This window comes from Stenotrophomonas sp. YJH_SMC_120 (assembly GCF_059368675.1).
In genome coordinates, this window is record NZ_JCAFRY010000004.1 from 120,378 (window position 1) to 139,348 (window position 18,971).

The 18,971-nt window shown below is 66.0% G+C and carries 14 protein-coding genes; 4 read left to right on the forward strand and 10 right to left on the reverse strand.

Translation table 11 applies throughout. The features are described from left to right. Positions 1-2 precede the first annotated feature (2 nt). The 9 genes from AC5P60_RS07900 to AC5P60_RS07940 form a co-directional block, all read right to left on the reverse strand. Positions 3-3,170 (reverse strand): discoidin domain-containing protein, encoded by a 3,168-nt coding sequence (locus AC5P60_RS07900; protein WP_483693330.1) that lies wholly within the window; start codon positions 3,168-3,170, stop codon positions 3-5. Beyond that, positions 3,167-4,003, reverse strand: coding sequence for a carbohydrate ABC transporter permease (locus tag AC5P60_RS07905; RefSeq protein ID WP_005410322.1), 837 nt, complete (start codon positions 4,001-4,003; stop codon positions 3,167-3,169). Before AC5P60_RS07905 ends, AC5P60_RS07900 begins: the two co-directional genes overlap by 4 nt. Then, positions 4,000-4,881, reverse strand: a complete 882-nt coding sequence (locus tag AC5P60_RS07910) for a carbohydrate ABC transporter permease (protein ID WP_005410323.1) — start codon at positions 4,879-4,881, stop codon at positions 4,000-4,002. Before AC5P60_RS07910 ends, AC5P60_RS07905 begins: the two co-directional genes overlap by 4 nt. Further along, positions 4,878-6,218 (reverse strand): sugar ABC transporter substrate-binding protein, encoded by a 1,341-nt coding sequence (locus AC5P60_RS07915; RefSeq protein ID WP_005413977.1) that lies wholly within the window; start codon positions 6,216-6,218, stop codon positions 4,878-4,880. Before AC5P60_RS07915 ends, AC5P60_RS07910 begins: the two co-directional genes overlap by 4 nt. Positions 6,219-6,222: 4 nt before the next feature. After that, a complete protein-coding gene (locus AC5P60_RS07920) occupies positions 6,223-7,827 on the reverse strand; it encodes a glucoamylase family protein (RefSeq protein ID WP_024956629.1) in 1,605 nt (534 codons plus the stop codon). Between the two features lie 247 nt (positions 7,828-8,074). Further along, a complete protein-coding gene (locus AC5P60_RS07925) occupies positions 8,075-11,131 on the reverse strand; it encodes a TonB-dependent receptor (RefSeq protein WP_005410326.1) in 3,057 nt (1,018 codons plus the stop codon). Between the two features lie 76 nt (positions 11,132-11,207). Further along, complete coding sequence (locus AC5P60_RS07930) at positions 11,208-12,245, reverse strand: LacI family DNA-binding transcriptional regulator (protein ID WP_012480808.1); 1,038 nt, start codon at positions 12,243-12,245, stop codon at positions 11,208-11,210. 149 nt (positions 12,246-12,394) lie between these two features. Next, on the reverse strand, positions 12,395-12,646 hold the full coding sequence (locus AC5P60_RS07935; RefSeq protein WP_032963317.1) for a BolA family protein: 252 nt from the start codon (positions 12,644-12,646) through the stop codon (positions 12,395-12,397). A gap of 20 nt (positions 12,647-12,666) precedes the next feature. Next, positions 12,667-12,966: a YciI family protein gene (locus tag AC5P60_RS07940; protein WP_005410329.1), complete on the reverse strand. Its 300-nt coding sequence runs from the start codon at positions 12,964-12,966 to the stop codon at positions 12,667-12,669. A gap of 374 nt (positions 12,967-13,340) precedes the next feature. On the opposite strand from AC5P60_RS07940, the gene AC5P60_RS07945 reads away from it, so the two are divergent. The 3 genes from AC5P60_RS07945 to AC5P60_RS07955 are packed head-to-tail and all read left to right on the forward strand — an operon-like array spanning position 13,341 to position 16,756. Further along, on the forward strand, positions 13,341-14,246 hold the full coding sequence (locus AC5P60_RS07945) for a segregation and condensation protein A (protein ID WP_005410330.1): 906 nt from the start codon (positions 13,341-13,343) through the stop codon (positions 14,244-14,246). Positions 14,247-14,259: 13 nt separating this feature from the next. Then, complete coding sequence (gene scpB / locus AC5P60_RS07950) at positions 14,260-15,135, forward strand: SMC-Scp complex subunit ScpB (RefSeq protein WP_005410331.1); 876 nt, start codon at positions 14,260-14,262, stop codon at positions 15,133-15,135. Beyond that, the gene (locus tag AC5P60_RS07955) at positions 15,128-16,756 is read left to right on the forward strand and encodes a pseudouridine synthase (RefSeq protein WP_005413982.1); all 1,629 of its coding nucleotides are present in this window, start codon (positions 15,128-15,130) and stop codon (positions 16,754-16,756) included. Before scpB ends, AC5P60_RS07955 begins: the two co-directional genes overlap by 8 nt. Positions 16,757-16,872: 116 nt before the next feature. On the opposite strand, the gene AC5P60_RS07960 is transcribed toward AC5P60_RS07955, so the two are convergent. Further along, entirely contained in the window at positions 16,873-17,661 is a 789-nt protein-coding gene (locus AC5P60_RS07960; RefSeq protein ID WP_483693329.1) for an AraC family transcriptional regulator, read from the reverse strand. A 90-nt stretch (positions 17,662-17,751) separates the two neighbouring features. Here AC5P60_RS07960 and AC5P60_RS07965 point away from each other — a divergent pair, with 90 nt between their 5' ends. Continuing rightward, positions 17,752-18,906, forward strand: coding sequence for an MFS transporter (locus tag AC5P60_RS07965; protein ID WP_483693328.1), 1,155 nt, complete (start codon positions 17,752-17,754; stop codon positions 18,904-18,906). The last annotated feature ends 65 nt before the right edge of the window (positions 18,907-18,971 follow it).

Here is an 18,971-nt window from a genome sequence, read left to right on the forward strand (position 1 = left end):
CGTTACTGCCCCTTGCGCTCGGCGCGGCGCACCGCGCTCGGTACATCGATCTCGACCCGCGCCGGCAGCTGGTGCACGTGCAGTTCCTTGTTGACCCATTCGGCCGCTTCGCCATTGATGGTCGCCTCGCCCGGATCACCGGCGTACGGCCACGGCAACACCACGCCACCGAGCGGTGGCACCAGGCCCGGCTGCACCTCCAGCACCAGCTGCTTGTCGCTGCGCTGCAGGCGGTAGTTGAGCTGGCCCTGCGGCGTGCGCAGGCCCTGCACGGCGATGCCCTCGCCCTGCAGCCAGGCGCTCGGAATGCCGGCGGCCAGCACCAGCGCATCGTCCATGTCACGGCTGTACGCGAACATGTCCAAGGCCGAGCGCACGAAGTCCGAGGCTACCCAGGCGTGCGGCAGGTCACCGACGAAGAACGGCTTGCGCGGCGTGCGCGAGACCACCTCGGCCCACTGGTTCCAGGCCTGCGGCGCACGGTCCCTGAAGAAGAACTCGGTGGCCTGCCAGGCGCGGTCACGCCAGCCCAGGCGTACGAACGCCGCCACGTTGCGCCACTCGTACGGGGTGTAGTCCTTCCACTCACGCTTGCCGTCGCGGCGGGCCACGAACTCCTTCCAGTAGCGCTCGAAGGTCGCCTCCAGCGCCTGTTGGGGCAGTCGGCCCTGCTCGCCGCCCGGCGCCAGCGCGATGGTGGTCGAGGTCGCATCGAAATCGCCCAGCTCGGCCGAGCCCGGCAGGTAGTCGATGTCGTGCTGCTGGATCGCCGACAGCAGCGAGGCCTGCAGGTCATCACGGAACTGGTCACGCGATCCGGCGATCTGCATCGCCTCGACCTTGCCCAGTTGGGCCGCCAGCGATGCCGCGTCCTTGTAGCCGCGCAACGCCCAGAAATTATCCCAGTACGAATGCATCGGCTTGGCCGAATAGCCTTCGTGGCTGATCGAGGCGGGCATCATGCCGTAGAAGGCAGGATTGCGTGCGCGGTTCTCCTCGGTGCGCTCGCTGGCGCGCAGCTGCTCCATGTAGTTGTAGGCGCCCTGCACGTGCGGCCACATCAGCTCGGTGAACGTGCTGTCGCCGGTGTAGCGTCCATACTCGGCAATGCTGTAGATCAGTTCGCCATGGCTGTCGTTCTCCGGTACCGGGTCGCTGCCGCGCGCGTCGACGCAGCACGGCACCTTGCCGTTCTCGAACTGGTACGGCGCATACCAGTTGATGTAGTCACGCACGGCATCGCTGCGCCCCATGCGCAGCAGGCCCTCGGAAATCATCGCGCCATCGCGGATCCAGCTGCGCGCGTACGAGCGCGTGCCCGGCTGCAGGCGTGGGCCAACCCGCGAGATCAGCATGTGCGCGACGGCCGTGCGCAGGGTATCGACCAGTGCCTGGCCCGCAGCCGGCACCTGCAGCGAGACCACGCCCAGCTTCTGCCGCCATTGATCGGCCACCTGCGCCTGCGCCCTGGCCACGTCCAGCGCCTGCGGCGCCCAGCCACCGGTCTGCGGCAGCACCACCGCCACTTCGCGGCTCTGGCCGGGCTCGAGCTTGATCGTGTACATCAGCGCACCCGACGCCATGCCGGTGCTGTCCTTCACTGCGGTCGTGGCCGGGTACTTGCCGCTTTCCAGATGCATCGCATCGAGCTTGCCATCGAACGTACTGGCAAAGCGCGCATCCGGCACCTGCAGCGGATAGATGCGCGGCTCACCGTTGACCCGAACCAGCTGTTCGCCCACCTCCAGTGCATCGATGCGGCTGAAACCACCGACGGTGTTGAGGAACTGGGTGGGCGGGTTGACCTGCCACGGACGGATTGCCAGCGCCAGGGTGTACTCGTGGGCGACCTTGTCCGGATTGCTCAGCCGGTAGCGGCCGATCAGCTGCGCGCGCTCGGGCGTGCCCTGCACGAAACTGGTCACCGAAAGCCCGGCCTTCTCATGCACCCAGTCGACGGTGGCGATCGGCAGGTAGTGATCCTGCAGCGACTGGGTGATGGCGACCTTCGACCAGTCCAGCAGCTTGCCGTCCAGGCGGATGAACGGCTCGATGCTGAAGCTGCCCTTGGCCGGCTCCAGCGCGCCATCTTCGCTGATCAGCGCCTGCTCCTGGCCACCATCGAGGCCGAGCAGGGTCCAGTACGGCTGTTCGCCCACATAGGCTCGCGGCAACGAGCCACGCGGCAGATCGGCGGCCACCGAGGACAGGAAGGCATTGGGCGTGGCGGCGAACGCCAGCGGCTTGAGTGCGATGTCACGGATGCCATAGCGCCAGTTCGGGCCATCGCGCAGATCGAAACGCACGTAGCGCGCGTCGGTATCCGGCAGCGCCAGCCAATCGCGCCCCCCCGCACCGCCGGTCACCTCGCGCACAGTGCGCCAGTCCCGGCCATCCTCGGACGTCCGCACGGTGTAGCGATTGGCTTCCAGGTTCGGCAGCCAATCGATCACTACACCGCCGATCTCGCGGCTCTTGTGCAGGTCCAGGCTGATGGTCTGCTGCTTGACGCCACCGCTGATCCAGAACGTGTCGCTCTTGCCGTCGATCATACGGTCCTGCAGCGCGGTGGCCGTATCGGCAATCACCGATGGCACCAACGCCGAATCATCCTGCGGCGGCAGGCCCTGCAGGGTCAGCTTGTCGAAGCACACCGTGCCGCGGCCACCGACCTTGCTGTAGATCGTGAACTCGACGGCGGCGCTTCGTGCCATCTCCTTCTCGGGCGAGGGACCCCACGCCTTGTCGATCTGGCGGCGGCGGTACTCGACCGGCGTCCACGCCTTGGGGAAGCTGTAGCCGGGCCGGTTGACCCACCAGACGTTGTCGCCGCTGGCATCGATCAGCTTGAACTGCAGGTCGTTGCCCGGCGATTCGCCACGCAGCTGGAATCCGAAGCGGTAATTGACCGGGTATTCGATGTTCAGCGCGCGGCGGATGCCGACGTAGCCGGAGACATCGTGGAAGTCATAGTCCAGGCACAGCGCGCGGCCACCACCGGCGCCACTGACCGGGCGCAGCGAACCGCTGACCTGATCGGACAGCACCAGCGTCCAGGCTGCGATGTCGTCGAAGTCGTCCAGCACCTTCGGTGCCGGCAGCGCCGGAGGTGCGGCGATCGCCCGGGAAGTCCACAACAGGCCCAGTCCAACGGCGATCGCTCGCTTCATCCCTTGACGCTCCCCAGCAACAGACCTTGGATGTAGTACCGCTGCAGCACCAGAAACAGCGCCAGCACCGGGACCACGGTGACCACCGCGCCAGCCATCATCATTTCCACGTCCATGATGTGCTCGCGCGAGAGGGTGGCCAGTGCCACCGGCAAAGTGTAGTGCTCCTGGTCGGTCAGCACGATCAATGGCCACATGAAATCGTTCCATGCGCCCATGAAGGTGAAGATCGCCAGGGTCACCAGCACCGGCTTGAGCATCGGCAGCACAATCTGGAAGAAGATGCGCAGCTCCCCTGCCCCGTCGATGCGCGCCGCTTCCAGCAGTTCGTCCGGGATGGAACGCGCGTACTGGCGTACCAGGAAGATGCCGAACACGCTGGCCAGCGCTGGCACGATCACGCCACCGAAGCTGTTGACCAGGCCCAGCTGCTTCATCAGCAGGAACAGCGGCAGCATCGCCACCTGCGCCGGAATCACCAGCGCCGCCATCAGCACCTGGAACAGGCGCTCGCGGCCGACGAAGTTGAGCTTGGCGAACGCGTAGCCGGCCATGGTGTTGAGCAGCAGCGAACCGACCGTGATGCCGAGCGACACCAGCAGGCTGTTGGCGAAGTTGCCGCCCATGCCAGTGCGCGCGAACAGCTCATGGTAGTTGTGCGTGGTGATGCTGGAAGGCAGCAGCGGCGGCGGGAAATGGCTGGCCTCGCCCTGCGGCATGAACGAGACCGAGAGCATCCACAACAGCGGTGCCAGGCTGACCAGGGCCAGCACCAGCAACGCACCATTGATCAACCACGGGTACCAGCGCGACTGGCCGATTTCGCGACTCATACCAACTGCCTCTTGCGGCCGAAACGCAGCATCACGGTGGTCACCGCCAGGATGATCAGGAACAGCAGGAACGCCACGGCGGAGGCGCGTCCCAGGTTCCACCACTTGAAGCCTTCCTCGAACATGAAATACAGCACGCTGACGGTGCTCTGCAGTGGGTCGCCGCGGGTCATCACGTAGGGTTCGGCGAACAGCTGGAAGTAGCCGGACACGGTAATCACGCCGACCACCAGCAGCACCGGGCCGAGCATCGGCAGGGTGATGTGCAGGAACTGCTTCCAGCGCGAGGCACCGTCGATGCGCGCGGCCTCGTACAGGTCATGCGGGATCGCCTGCAGGCCGGCCAGGAAGATCACCATGTTGTAGCCGAAGTTCTTCCACACCGCGAACAGCATGATGGTCGGCATCGCCCAGTTGGGATCGCCCAGCCAGTCGATCGGGCTGATGCCCAGATGGCCCAGGCCGTAGTTCACCAGGCCGTAGCTGGTATGGAACAGGTAGCGCCAGATCACCGCCACCGCCACCAGCGTGGTCACCACCGGCGCGAACAGCGCGGTGCGGAACAACGCCTTGAAGCGTGCGGCCGGCGCATTCAGCAGCATTGCCGCGCCCAGCGACACGCCGATCGACAAGGGCACACCGATCAACACGAAGTAAGTGGTATTCCACAGCGACTTCCAGAACATCGGTGTCTGCAGCAGATCGATGTAGTTGCCGAGGCCGACAAAGCGCAGGTTGCTGCTGTCAGCCAGAGCATACAGGTCGAAGTCGGTCACGCTCAGCGCCAGCGCCGAAGCCACCGGCAGGCCGAAGAACACGCCCAGCACGATCAGCGAGGGACCGGCGAAAATCCAGCCGGCGAGTGAAGTACGTTTCATTGCGCGCTCCCGGCGGCCACGGCACTGCTCGATTGCGGCGACGGAACGCGCTGCTGCAGGCGTTGTTGTTCATGCATCCAGCGGCGCTTTGCCAGCACCTTGTCCACGCGCTGGTCGAGCTCTTCGACGGCCTTGTCCTGCGGCAGGCCACCGCGCACCACCTTCTCGGTGACGATGCGCATTTCCTGCACGATGCGCTCCCATTCGAGCACCTTCGGCGTCGGCTTGACCCGCTCCAGCTGGTCACGGAACGCTGCGGCCAGCGGATCGTTGGCCAGCGACGGCGCACTCCACGTGCTGCGGCGTGGCGGCAGGTCGCCGATGATCGAATGGAAACGTGCCTGGATCTGCGGGCGCGACAGGAACTCGATCAGCTTCCACGACGCCTCCTTCTGCTGCGACTTGCGGAAGATCACCAGGCTGGTGCCACCGGCGATGCCCGCGCCCGGACCTTCCGGCCCCGGCAGCGCTGCGGTGCCCCACTGCCCTTCCAGTTCCTTCGGCTGCAGCTTCTTGAACTCGCGGATGTTCCATGGGCCGGAAATGTAGAAGACGTTGAAGCCGCGGAAGAACTCATCCCAGACGTTTGAGATCTGCGTCTCGGACATCTTCGGCGCCCAGCCCTGCTCGAACATGTTGGCGTAGAACGCCAGCGTGCGGCGGAAGCCGGGGCTGCTGAAGTTGCCGCGGGTGTCATCATCGCGCAGCAGCGGGTCGGGCTGCTGCAGTGCCAGCGACAGCTGCTGCTCGAACTCGTTGATCGGCATCAGCACCGCATAGCGGTTCGGGCCCTGCATGCGCTTGATCGCCGCCATCTGCTCATCCCACTCCTGCCACGTGCGCGGCGGGTGGTCGTAGCCGGCCTTGGCCAGCAGGTCCTTGCGGTAGTAGATCAGGCGCGTATCGACATACCACGGCACGCCGACCAGCTCGCCGTGGATCACGTTGGTGTCCCAGATGCCCTGGAAATAGTCCTTCTCATCGACCACGGCAGAGCGATCGACGAACGGCTGCAACGGGGTCAGCGCATCGAGCTCGGCGAACTCCGGCACCCAGGTGTTGCCGAGCTGGCACACGTCCGGCAGGCCGTCGGCGGCGAACGCGGTCAGCAGCTTTTCGTGCGCAGCGGTCCACGGGATGTTCTGCACGTCCACCTTGATGCCCGGGTTCTCGGCTTCGAACTCATGGATCAGTTCGCTGACCACCTCGGCTTCCCGGCCCATTGCCCAGAAGCGCACAGTGGTGGTGCCCGGTTCGGTGCGGGCGCAGCCGGCCACGGCCAGTGCGGCCAGGGCTGGCAGTGTCCAGCGGCGCAGACGGTCGATCCAGTTCGGCATCGGGTTACTTGCCCTGGCCTGTGTTGCGGTTGGCATTGTTCTTCTGTTCCTGCGCGGCAGCCGCGCGTGATTCGGCGATACCCACCGCGCGTGCCGCCGCGGCCTTTTCGTCTTTCTGCAGTTCCAGCGGCTGGAACGAACCTTCCGGCGCCAGCCAGCCACCACTGAACCCCGCCCGCTCCAGGCCCTTGCGGATGTACGGGTTCTTCTTCATCACTTCCCAGACGAAATCATTGCGATAGTTGGCGATCATGGTCAGGATCGGCCCCTGGTCGATGGCGATGTAGTCGCTGGCGACCCAGCCACGATCCGGCACCACGCGGCCGGTCTTGATCGGGATGTCGTAGTTGAAGCTGGGATTGAACGAATCCAGGAAGCCGTAGCTGGAATAGATGTAATCGCCGTAGCGCTTGTGCATCTCCAGCGTGGCCGGGATCACCTGTTCCGGCGCGAACACCACCGACGCGATCGCGGCGGTCGGAGCGATGGTGCCGTCATCGAAGTTCTCGCGCAGGCCGGCGCCGCGCGAAGAGTAATGGCGGAACTGGCGCTGCTCGCCACGGTATTCCTGCGTGGTGTTCTGCGGGCCATCGCTGGCGGTCAGGCCCCAGACGTTCTCGCCGTAATCCTTCCACTGCATCGGGTTGGCGATGGCGTACTCACGCTGGGCAAGTGCGGCCGAGCGGCTGTTGAGGAAGTAGGTGCTGCCGCGCTCGCGCATGTAGGCGTCCTGGATGTCGCGGAAGTCGATCCAGACGTGGCTGTACTGGTGGCCGAACAGCGGGCCGAAGGACAGGTATTCCTGGCCCTGGTAGACCCCCCAGTCGTTGTCATAGGTGCGCGTCCACACCGTCCACGCATCCGGGCTGACCGGGTGCGTCGGCGAACCCAGGGCAAGGATGTAGACCATCATCGCCTCGTTGTAGCCCATCCAGTCGTGGTCGATGAAACCGCTCTCGGGGAACCAGCCCATCGAGATCAGCGGCGCACGCTGCTGCAGCCAGGGCCAGTCGACCTTCTTGTACAACGTGTCGGCGATCTGGCGGATTTCCTTCTCGCGCGGATCGTCACCGTCGTAGTACGACTGCGCGAACAGCACCCCCATCATCAGCAGCGCGGTATCCACCGAGGACAGTTCGACCCAGCTGTCGTAGCGACGACCTTCCTGCATGTCCAGGAAGTGGTAATAGAAGCCCTTGTAACCCGCCTTGCCGGTACGCTGCGGGCCCATCGGCACGTCGCGGAAGAATTTCAGGGTAGTCAGGGTGCGGTCGATCGCCTGGTTGCGGCTGACCCAGCCGTTCTCTATGCCGATCGGATACGCGGTCAGTGCGAAGCCGACCGAGGCGATGCTGGCGAACGGCCGCGACGGATAGCGGTCCGGGGTCAGGCCATTGATCTCGTTGGTGGTATCCCAGAAGAACTGGAAGGTGCGGCGCTCGATGTCATCGAACAGCGGCGGCAGCTCAGGTTTCATCGGCCGCGGCGGTGCATCGGCCTCGATCAGGATCACCGGCGGCCGCGGCTTGGCAGGCTCCTGCTGGGCCGGCTGGCAGGCGGCCACGGCCAGGCTCAACGCTGCGGCGGACAACAGATGACGTGCCTGCATGGCGCGATTTCTCCGGTGGTCTGATCGATGGGAAAGCATACCGTCCAATGATCTGAAATCGTTTACAAGGTGCGTTCTTAAAAAACCACGAAAAACGTGGTTTGACACCGCGATCATTGCCCATGCCGATGCCCCCTGACCGGCAGCGGCATGGGCAATGGACCGGCACAGGGCCGGCCATTGCTGTTTTCACGCGCCCGATGCCGCCGGCGGAGCGGCGGCATCGGGGTCATGCATCCATCCGGGCTTAGAAGCGGAAGCCCACTTCGGCCTTGACCTGGCGCGGCGTACCGACGATGTCGCCGGTCTCGTTGTAGCTCGCGGTCAACTTGCCATTCTTGTAGTAGTTGTAGTTCGAGAAATTGTCGAAGTTGAACACGTTGATGATGTCGATACGCGCATACAGCTCGGTATCGCCCGGCATCTTGAACGTCTTCGTCGCCTGCAGGTCGACCGAGCGATAACCGAAGATCTTGCCACCCAGCAGGAACTTGCCGTTGCCACCCGGAACCGCCGCCATCGGGGTCGGCAGGTCGAAGCCATTGGCCTGCGGCACGCCGTACCAGTCGTTGATCGCGGTCGGGGTGGCCAGGGTGATCTTGCCACCGAAGGTGATGCCCCAGAAGCCCGCATACGAACCGGTCACCACCAGACGGTGACGCGGCGCGCCGTTGGAGCGGATGGTCGGGTAGTCACCGATCACGCCACGGTCGAACGCGTAGTGCTCGTTGATGTCACGGTTGTGGCGGGCGGTGGTCCAGGTATAGGCGATGGAGGTGCCCCAACCGCTTTCCTGGGTGAACGGCTTCTGCGCCGACAACAGGATCTGGGTAGCACGGGTCTTGATGCCCTGCTGGCCGATGATCAGGCTGCCGAAGCCCGGCACGTTGCAGCTCCACGCCTGGCCCAGACCGGCTTCGGTGCCACCGCACAGACGCGGATCGTCGAAGAAGTTGCCGGTCGGGTAGCGATTGCCCAGGGTGAAGGCGAAGCCGTCATAGGTGAGCGTGCGCGAGATGGTGGCGTCGGTCAGCCAGTCGCCGATCTGGTTGCTCATGCCCAGGCTGAACTGGTCAGCGTAGGGCACCTTCAGATTGTTGTTCAGCAGGTCGACTTCCAGGCCGGCATTGCTGGTCGAACCGACCAGGCTCTGGAGGTTGCCGATACCGTTGAGCAGGTTCGGGTTCCAGTCATAGCACGCGGCGTTGCCCTGGAAGCACTGACCGGTTGCCGGATTGCGGAAGTAGATCGTCGGCTGCGGCAGGGCCAGCTTGGTGGTTTCCAGCTGCAGGTAGTCGAACAGGTCGCGGTCGTAGGAACGACCGGCACCACCGTGGATCACGTGCTGCTCGTCGGCATTGATGTCATACGAGAAACCCAGACGCGGCTGCCAGGCATTCTTGAATGCCTTGCGGTTGTGGCCGTTGCTGATGTAATCGTTGATGTTCAGGCCGCTCAGCGCCAGCGTGTCGGCGTAGCTCTGGCCAGCGGCGGCACGCGGATCCTGCGCGAACAGCGCATTGACCACTTCCGGCGGGGTCACGAAGTCCAGATAGGACGGGTTCTTCTCGTAGTCCCAGCGCAGGCCGAGGTTCAGCTGCAGGTGGTCGTTGACCTGCCAGTCATCCTGGATGAACAGACCGATCTGCTTCACCTTCGAGCGCACTTCGCCGGACACGCCTGACACGCCGGTGACCGGCTTCACGAACTGTGCCTTGTACGGGATGCTGTCCGGGAAGGTCGGGTTGTCGATGGTGTAGTAGAACTGCGGATTGATCTGCGCCGCATCGGAGGCGTACAGGTCGATCTGCTTGTACTTGGCACCCATCTTGATGGTGTGGTCGCCCGCCCACTGGATGCCATCCAGGGTCAGGTTGTCTTCGATCGACCAGCCCTTCTGACCCTTCACCTGCGACGACATTGCCGAGGAACCACCGATCGAGACGATGGCGCGCTCCTCGTTCTTGCCGTCCGGCGCGGTGTAGTTGAAACCGTTGCCCATGCTCAGCGGCTTGGGATTGTTGAACGAATCCTCGTGGGTAACCATCAGCTCGTTGTAGTAACGCTCACCGCTGTGGTTCCAGCGCAGCGCGTAACGGCGGTCAGTGTTCTTGGTTTCCTTGCCGTGCATCGGCGCGGTCTGGTCCGAGAACTGCTGCTGGGTTTCATCACGGTCCTGGAAGGTCAGTTCCAGGCGATCGTTGTCGGTCGGCTCGAAGTCGACCTTGGCGAAGATCAGGTCCTGCTGGAACGGCTGGCTGGCCGGGCCCAGGCCGGCCTGGGCATCAGCCGGGACGCGGTTGGCCTTGTTGGTCACCGAACCATGCGGTGCGATGGTCACCGGCAGATCGAAGCGCTTGGCTTCATAGGTCACGAAGAAGTGGGCCTTGTCCTTGACGATCGGGCCGCCCAGGGCGAAGCCGTATTCCTTCTCGGCCGAATCCTCCTTGCCCTTGCCCGGCTGACGCTCGGCCGGGGTCATCGCGCGCATGCTGTCGTTGGTATAACGGTAGAAGGTTTCACCCTTGAACTCGTTGGTACCCGACTTGGTCGCGGCCGTGACCGCTGCACTGGACACCTGGCCGTACTCGGCCTTGTAGTTGCCGGTGATGACCTTGTACTCGCCGATGGCCAGCTGCGGGAACGGGTTACCGGCACTGCCGGACTGGCCGGCCACGCCGCCGCCCTTGACGTAGCTCTTCTGGCCCACACCGTCGATGTAGACGTTGGTGCCGTCGGAGTTGGTGGCACCGCCGCGCAGCGAGGTGTTGCCCTTGGCGTCGCGGGTGAAGATCATGCCCGGCACCGCGTCGGCGAACTCCAGGAAGTTGCGCGAGACCTGCGGGGTGGTCTGGATCTGCTGCAGGCTGACGGTCTTGCCGACTTCGGACGTGCGCACTTCCTGCAGCAGGGTCGGCGCGACGACGTTGACAGTGTCCAGGTTGGTGGCTGCGGTCGTACCCGGGGTGCTGCTGGCAGCGCCGGCAAAGTTCAGGGTAGCGGTCGAGGCCACGGTGACGGTGACCTTCTGCGACTGGCCGTTGGCGACCACATCATAGGTGCCCGGGTCCAGGCCCATCAGCGAGTAGCTTCCATCGGCACGGACGGTACCGCGACGGACGGTGCCGGTGGCCACGTTGGTGGCGGTCACCTCGGCGCCGGCCTGCGCGCCGGAAACCTGGCCGCGCAGGCTGGCATTGGCCGACTGCGCCATGACGTTCGGAGCAGCAGCCAGCATCAGGCAGCTGACCAGTGCGGTGCTCAGCAGCCGGCGCGCCGGCGTGCGGAAGGTGGTGTGCATCATCAACTCAATCTCCGGGTGGCGGTAACCGCTTGCGCGGTCCCTGCGATCAATCAAAAAAGAAGGAACGCCTCCGGCTTCAACGGCCGGATGGCGGAGTGGTGGAATCGCGAACTATCAAGCGCGGAACCAGGGTCTGCTTGTCCCCTGTCCCATCCGTGGAGGTGCCGTCCATCAACTGCATCAGGCGCGTCATGGCCCGATCGCCGAGTTCGGCGATGCTGACCTGCATGGTGGTCAGCGACGGGTGGACGAAACGCGCCAGTGGAATGTCATCGAAACCGGCCAGGGCGACGTCGGACGGAACGTGGACACCTGCCTGCGTGAACGCATACAGGCAACCCAGCGCCATCATGTCGTTGGCGGCGAACACGGCATCAGGCAGCGCTCCGGCTGCCAACAACTCCTGACCGGCGCGATGGCCGGAAGCTTCGTCGAAATCACCGGGCAGCTCGATGCCTTCGGCGTCACTGCCGAAAGCCGCCAACGCGTCACGGAAGCCACGCAGGCGCTCGCGCGCGTCGAAGTTGAGGTCCGGGCCAGAAATGAAAGCGATACGGCGGTGACCCGCGTCAAGCAGATGGCGGGTCATCGCCATCGCACCGGCATGGTCATCGATGCTCAGCACCGGGTGGTCCTGCCCGGGCAGATAGGTGTTGATCAACACCGTTGGCAACGACTGCGGCAGGTTGTCGGTCAGGAATCCCGGGCTCTCCGCATAGGGCGAGAGCACCAGCAGGCCGTCGACGCGGCCGCGCATGGCGCGCAGGGCCGCGCCCTGCTGCTCCTGGTCACCGTGGTAACTGGACACCAGCAGGTGCTGGCGGCGGTTGCGGGCGACGTTGTCGATGCCGCGCATCAGCTCGGAGAAGAATTCGCCGTACAGGTCAGGCAGTACCACGCCCACCGTATTGGTGCGACGGCTGCTGAGGCTGCGGGCGGCGGCGTGCGGGGTGTAACGCAGCCGTGCGGCCACCTCCAGCACAAGCTGGCGGACCGGTTCGGCGACATTTTCATGCCCGTTGAGCGCGCGGGAAACCGTGGCCACGGAGACCCGGGCTTCGCGAGCGACGTCTTTGATTGTGATAGCTGCCTTGTTCACGAAGCCGCCCTCCACGGCTTGGACCTACCAGCATTGGCGCGGAATGTAAGCGTTTCCATCTGGGCTTGTAAACAGTCCGTTAGGCGAATGTCCTGAAATGGACATGGAAATCTGTCTGTGGCGGGCCCGCTGACGGACCCGCCAGGACAGTGTGGGACAAGGGCTCAGCCCTGTTCTGACGGGGTCAATGCACGAATGGACAGCGCGTGGATGTCGGTCTCCATCATCGCGCCCAGCGCGGCATAGACCGCGCGATGCCGGGCCAGTGGACCCAGTCCGGCGAAGCGTTCACTGACCACATGCACGTTGAAATGGCCGCGACCATCGCGCGCACCGGCGTGGCCGGCATGACGATGACTGTCGTCTTCGATTTCCAGCACGCTCGGGGCCAGCGCCTGCTGCAGTGCGTCACGCATCCGCTCGATCCGCTCCGCGTTCACGGCAGGACCTTGCGGAACGGACGCACCTGTACATGGGTGTAGACGCCCGCGGCTACGTAAGGGTCGGCATCAGCCCAGGCCTGGGCCTGCACGAGCGACTCGAACTGCGCGATCACCACCGAACCACTGAAGCCGGCCGGGCCCGGGTCCTCGCTGTCTACTGCCGGGCACGGTCCGGCCAGCAGCAGGCGGCCTTCGTCGCGCAGCGCGTGCAGGCGCGCCAGGTGTTCCGGACGTGCCTGCAGTCGCTGTGCCAGCACGTCCTGGCCGTCATAGCCTTCAATCACATACCACACGGCATTTCCTCGCTTGCGTTGTCGGGTGCGCAGATTCTAGCCAATGCCGCCCTCGCCCCAGCCCGGCTGGACACTGGCGCGACAAAGGCTTACCCTAGACACCATTGCACGTGGCTGGATGCAGCAGCCCGTCGGTTTCTGTGGCCAACGCAGCCCCCGACGACCGTCCCGCTGCTTCGAACCGGACCACCTGGCCGGGCCACGTAGACGACCTCCCCGTAGTTTCGTCGCTGCCGTTTACTGCGGCGCGTCCTGCTGTTTGATATGTGTGGAATCGCGCCGATCCCGGCGTGTCTGGTGCCGTGGGGCGCCGTGGCGTTGGCCCGGTGAACCCGCTGCCGCGACTGGTCCGATGCAATCCTGATGTCCATTAGATGACTTCCGAACTCGCGCTCGACGCGAACCCGCCAACCCGGCCGCCCGCCCCCCAGCAGCAGGAAATGCCGCTGGCCGTGGTGCATGGGCAACCGGTCCTGCAGATTCCGCAGGACCTGTACATCCCGCCGGACGCGCTGGAAGTCATCCTGGATGCCTTCGAAGGCCCGCTGGACCTGCTGTTGTACCTGATCCGCCGCCAGAACCTGGACGTACTGGACATTCCCGTGGCCGAGATCACCCGGCAGTACGTGGAATACATCACCGTGATGCGCGAGCTGCGCTTCGAGCTGGCCGCCGAGTACCTGGTCATGGCCGCGATCCTGGCCGAGGTGAAGTCGCGCATGCTGCTGCCGCGCCCGGTCAGCGAGGAAGGCGATGAGGCCGACCCGCGCGCCGAACTGGTGCGCCGCCTGCAGGAGTACGAACGCTTCAAGCAGGCCGCCGAGGACATCGACGCCCTGCCCCGCCAGGACCGCGACACCACGGTGGCACACGCCTTCATGCCCGAACGTGCTGCGGTGAAGCTGCCGCCGCCGGTGGACCTGAAGGAAATGCTGCTGGCCCTGCACGACGTGCTCAAGCGCGCCGAGCTGTTCAGTGGCCACGCCATCAAGCGCGAGGCGCTGAGCGTGCGGCAACGCATGGGCGAAGTGCTGGGCCGGCTTGAAGATGGCAAGTTCTACCGTTTTGAAGGGCTGTTCACTGCAGAAGAAGGCAAGCTGGGCGTGCTGGTCACGTTCCTGGCGGTGCTGGAACTGGCCAAGGAACAGCTGCTGGACATCGTCCAGGAAGAGCCGCTGGCGCCGATCTACGTGAAGTCCCTGGCCGCCGGCAACACCAATGCCCCGCTGCAGTTCAGCAGCGAGTTCGACGACAACGACGCCGCCAACGAGAACGAGTGAGCGCTGACTGCCGATGGACCAAACGCTGATCAACCGCATTGTCGAGGGTGCCCTGCTGGCCTCCAGCCAGCCGCTCACCCTGGCCCAGCTGAAAGACCTGTTCCCGGAAGAGGAGCCGGCACCGCCGGGCAGCATCGAACGTGCGCTTGAGCGCCTGCGCGAAGCCTGCGAAGGCCGTGGCGTGGAACTGGTCGAGGTCGCCTCCGGCTTCCGCTACCAGGTGACCGGCGAAGTGCATGGCTGGATCAGCCGGCTGTGGACCGAACGCAAGACCCGCTATACCCGTGCCACCCTGGAAACCCTGGCGCTGATCGCCTACCGGCAGCCGATCACCCGTGGCGAGATCGAGCAGGTGCGCGGCGTGGCGGTCAGCAGCAACATCATCCAGGCGCTGGAGGAACGCGAGTGGATCCGCGTGGTCGGCCACCGCGACGTGCCCGGCAAGCCTGCCCTGTTCGGCACCACCAAGGGCTTCCTGGACTACTTCGGCCTGAAGCGCCTGGACGAGTTGCCGCCGCTGTCGGAACTGAAGGACCTGGGCGAGCTGGAACCCCAGCTGGCCCTGGACCGCGACGCACCGGCCGCCGCCAGTGCCGAGGGTCCGGACATTTCGGCTGGCGCCGATGGCGCTGCTGCCAACGATGACGCCGGCCTGGCCGGCAGCGACACCCCCGATTCCGCCGACGCAGCGTCTGCGTCGGCTTCCGATGAGCAAGCACCTTCGCCCCTTGATGATGGGCACCCCGATTCCGCGCCGGGCGAGCGCGCGGTGCCCCTGAACGAACGCGAAGACAACGCCGTCGCGATGACGACCGTGGCTGTTGACCAAGCCGATTCCGAACCAGAGGCCGACCCCGAAACCGTCGGCCGGAGCAAAACTGATGAGTGACACCCCCCGTAACAAGCTCTCGCTCAAGCGCGAAGCCACCTCCGAACAGTTCAAGCTGGAAGAGCGCCTGCACAAGGTGCTGGCCCAGGCCGGCCTGGGTTCGCGCCGCGCGCTGGAACAGCGCATCGCCGAAGGCCTGGTCAAGGTCAACGGTGAAGTCGCGCAGACCGGCATGTCGGTCAAGAGCGGCGACAAGATCGAGCTGGATGGCCGCGGCTTCGTCGCCACCGCCCTGGCCGAACCGTCGCGCGTGCTGGTCTACAACAAGCCGGAAGGCGAAGTGACCACCCGCGAAGACCCCGAAGGCCGCCCGACCGTGTTCGAATCGCTGCCGCCGCTGAAGGGCGCGCGCTGGATCGCCATCGGCCGCCTGGACATCAACACCACCGGCCTGCTGCTGGCCACCACCGACGGTGAACTGGCCAACGCCATGATGCACCCGTCGTTCGAGGTCGAGCGCGAGTACGTGGTGCGCGTGCGCGCCCCGGAAGGCGAGGAGAAGGTTTCCGACGCCATCGTCGACCGCCTCGCACGCGGCGTGGCACTGGAAGACGGCCCGGCCAAGTTCGACGAGATCGAACGCATCGGCGGCACCGACTCGCACGACTGGTTCCGCGTCGTGGTGAAGGAAGGCCGCAACCGCGAAGTGCGCCGCCTGTGGGAGTCGCAGGGCTGCCAGGTCAGCCGCCTGAAGCGCACCCGCTACGGCAAAGTGAGTCTGCCGCGCGAACTGGCCCGTGGCCATTCGGTGGAACTGGGCACCGCCCAGGTTGAAGCCCTGCGTGCGCAGCTGAAGCTGGAAGAAGGCGCGCCGTCGGCTCTGACCCTGCAGCCGGTGATCGGCCAGCGTCGCGCCGCCAAGACCACCGTGCGCGTGCGCGAGGGTGGCCGTGGCAATGCCTACGTCAACGGCCATAACACCGCAGACGAAGGCCGCGAGCTGCGTCGCTTCGACAACGTCCGCGAAGACCGCGGCCGTGGCCGCGGCGGCAAGGGCGGCGGTTTCAAGGGTGGCCTGACGGTCAGCGGTGAAGCAGCAGCCAAGCAGTCGCAGAAGCCGTTCAAGCAGCGCACCCAGAAGAACGACCGTTCGCTGCCGGAAGGCAACCCGGCCGCGTTCCGCACCTGGTACGTGCCGGATGGCGTGAGCACGGGCCCGAGCGGCCATCGCAATGCCGGTCCGGGCGCGCGCGGCCCGGGTGCCCGTGGTCCGGGCGCAGGCGGCCAGGGCCGTCCGTACGGCAAGCCGAAGGGTCCGGGCGCCGGCGGCGGACAGGGCCGTGGCGGTTTCGGCGGTGAAGGCCGTGGCGGCGCAGGCGGCCAGGGTCGTCCGGCCGGTGCCGGCAACCGCTCGCAGGGCCAGGGCAACAAGCACCCGTATGGTCATCCGGGCAATGCCCCGAGCTTCCCGTCCGACCACGCCACGCCGGGCTTCAACCCGTATGGCAGCCCCAAGCCGGCGCAGGGCGCCCGTCCGGGCGGTCGCGGGCCGGGTGGTGGCAACCGTGGTCCGGGCGGCAATCGCGGCCCCGGCGGTCCGGGTGGCAACCGTGGCCCGGGTGGCCCCGGCGGCAACCGCGGTCCGGGCGGCCCGCGCCGCAGCGGCCCGCGCGGCGGCTGATCACCGGCACGCCTGAAATGAAAAACCCCGGCGCAGGCCGGGGTTTTTCGTTGAAAAGGGGACGGAGGGGATTAAGTCGTTTTTGCCACGGCCTGTGTCAAAGGGGCGAGAGCGACTTAATCCCCTCCGTCCCCTTTTGCGTGGCGCTGGAACGCGGCGGGTGTGGTGCCGGTCATGCCGCGGAAGAAGGCGATGAACGGGCTCTCGGCGGAGAAGCCGGTGTCCTGCGCCACGTGCGCCACGCGTTGGCCCAGCAGCAGCAACTCCATGGCCCGCATCAGGCGCCATTGCTGGCGCCAGGCCTGGTAGCTCATGCCGGTATCACGCTGCATCAACCGGCCGACGGTACGCGCGCTCAGGCCCGTGCGCGCGGCCAGCTCCCCCAGTTCGGGCGGCAGCTGTTCGGCCACCGGGAGGCACCGTGCGATCCGCGGATCACGAGGCAGAGGCAGGTCCATCGGCGCCACCGGTGCAGCAGCGATTTCCAGCACGCACAACGCCAGTTGGTGGTGCGCGCGCGGCGACTGCCAGTCATGGTCGAACGGCGCCTGCGCGATCGGCTCCAGCAAGGCCTGCAGCAGCGCCCCCACGCCGATGATCGTCGGCTGCCGGGGCAGCTGGGCCGACAGCGTGGCGTCGAAGTACAACGAACGGTAGTCGACCGCCTGGCGCATCTGCGCGCGATGGCGCAGCCCGCCCGGAATCCACGCGGCACGCGCGGGCGGCAGCAGGCTGATGCGATCACCGTAGGTCAGGCGCGTGCAGCCCTGCCGGGTGTACAGCAGCTGCGCGCGTGCATGCCGGTGCCAACCCGAGTCGTGATCCGCCAGTGAGGCTGCAATCCCCAGCACCGGAGCGCTCCAGGCATCGGCGTCGAAGTGCGCGTGCGGCTGCAACCAGGCCATGTCTGATTTCATACATTCGATGACAGGATAGACAGAGTGCGCCATTGCGGACGCGACCACAATGCGGGGCCCTGTTCCTGGAGCGCCCGCATGTCGCGCCGCCTGTTGTTGCTCGCCATTGCACTGCTGATGTTCCCGCAGTTGGCACAGACCCTGTACAGCCCGGCCCTGGCCGATCTGGCCGAACGCTTCGCCCTGCCGCCGAGTGCCGCCAGCCAGGCCATGAGCCTGTACCTGTTCGGCTTCGCTGCAGGCGTGCTGCTGTGGGGGCGCCTGGCCGATCGTATCGGTCGTCGCCCTGCCCTGCTATGCGGCCTGGCCGTGTTCGCACTGGCCGCCTGCGGCGGCCTGCTGGCCAGCACCTTCGGCCAGGTCCTGCTGGCACAGGCACTGGCCGCACTGGGTGCGGCGGCGGCCTCGGTGGTAACCCAGACCGTACTACGCGACCACCTGCAGGGACTCGCGTTGGCGCAGGCGTTCTCCTGGATCGGCATGGCCCTGGCCCTGAGCCCGGCCATCGGCCTTGCACTGGGCACGCTGCTGGTCGCCGCCCATGGCTATGTCGGCGTACAGTCCGGCCTGCTGCTGATCGCTGCCCTGCTGGCAGTCGCATGCCTGGCGGGCCTGCGCGAAAGCCGCCCTGCACAGATCCCGCACGTGCCCATGCTGCCGCTGCTGCGGGAACTGCTGCGCGATCGCTGGATCTGGTCACACGCGTTGCTGGTGATGGCCTTCAACGTGGCTATGTACAGCTGGTATGTGCTCGGCCCCTTCGTGTTTGCGCGCCTGCACTGGCCAGCCACCTGGTTCGGCGCCAGCGGCGCGGTGCTGGCACTGGGCTCGGCACTGGGCGCGTGGGGCAATGGCCGCCTGCTGCGTGCAGGCGTTGCCGCAACCACGCGCATCCGCATCGCCGCGGGACTGGTCCTGACGGGAGGCCTGCTGGCCGCGCTGCTGCATGATCACCCGGCCCTGATCGTGGCGATGGTACCGGTGGTGACGGGCTTCGGCCTTGCCATTCCCAATGTGCTCGGCCAGGCCCTGCGCGGCTATCCACACTGTCGTGGCAGCGCAGGCGCGCTGTTCGGCCTGCTCTACTACCTGTTGATCGGTGCGGCGATGGCGCTGGTCGGTGCATTGCAGATGCTGGCACCGACCGTTATCGCGTGTGGCCTGCTGGCGCTCTGGCTGAAGCGGGGTCGGTCAATTGACGGCGAAAGCCCGGGACGTGCAGCGCCTCGGTGAAGAAACCGCTCCTGCGGCCATGGGGACCCCGGGTCCCTGCCCCGGGGCCAGGATCAGCGGGCAAC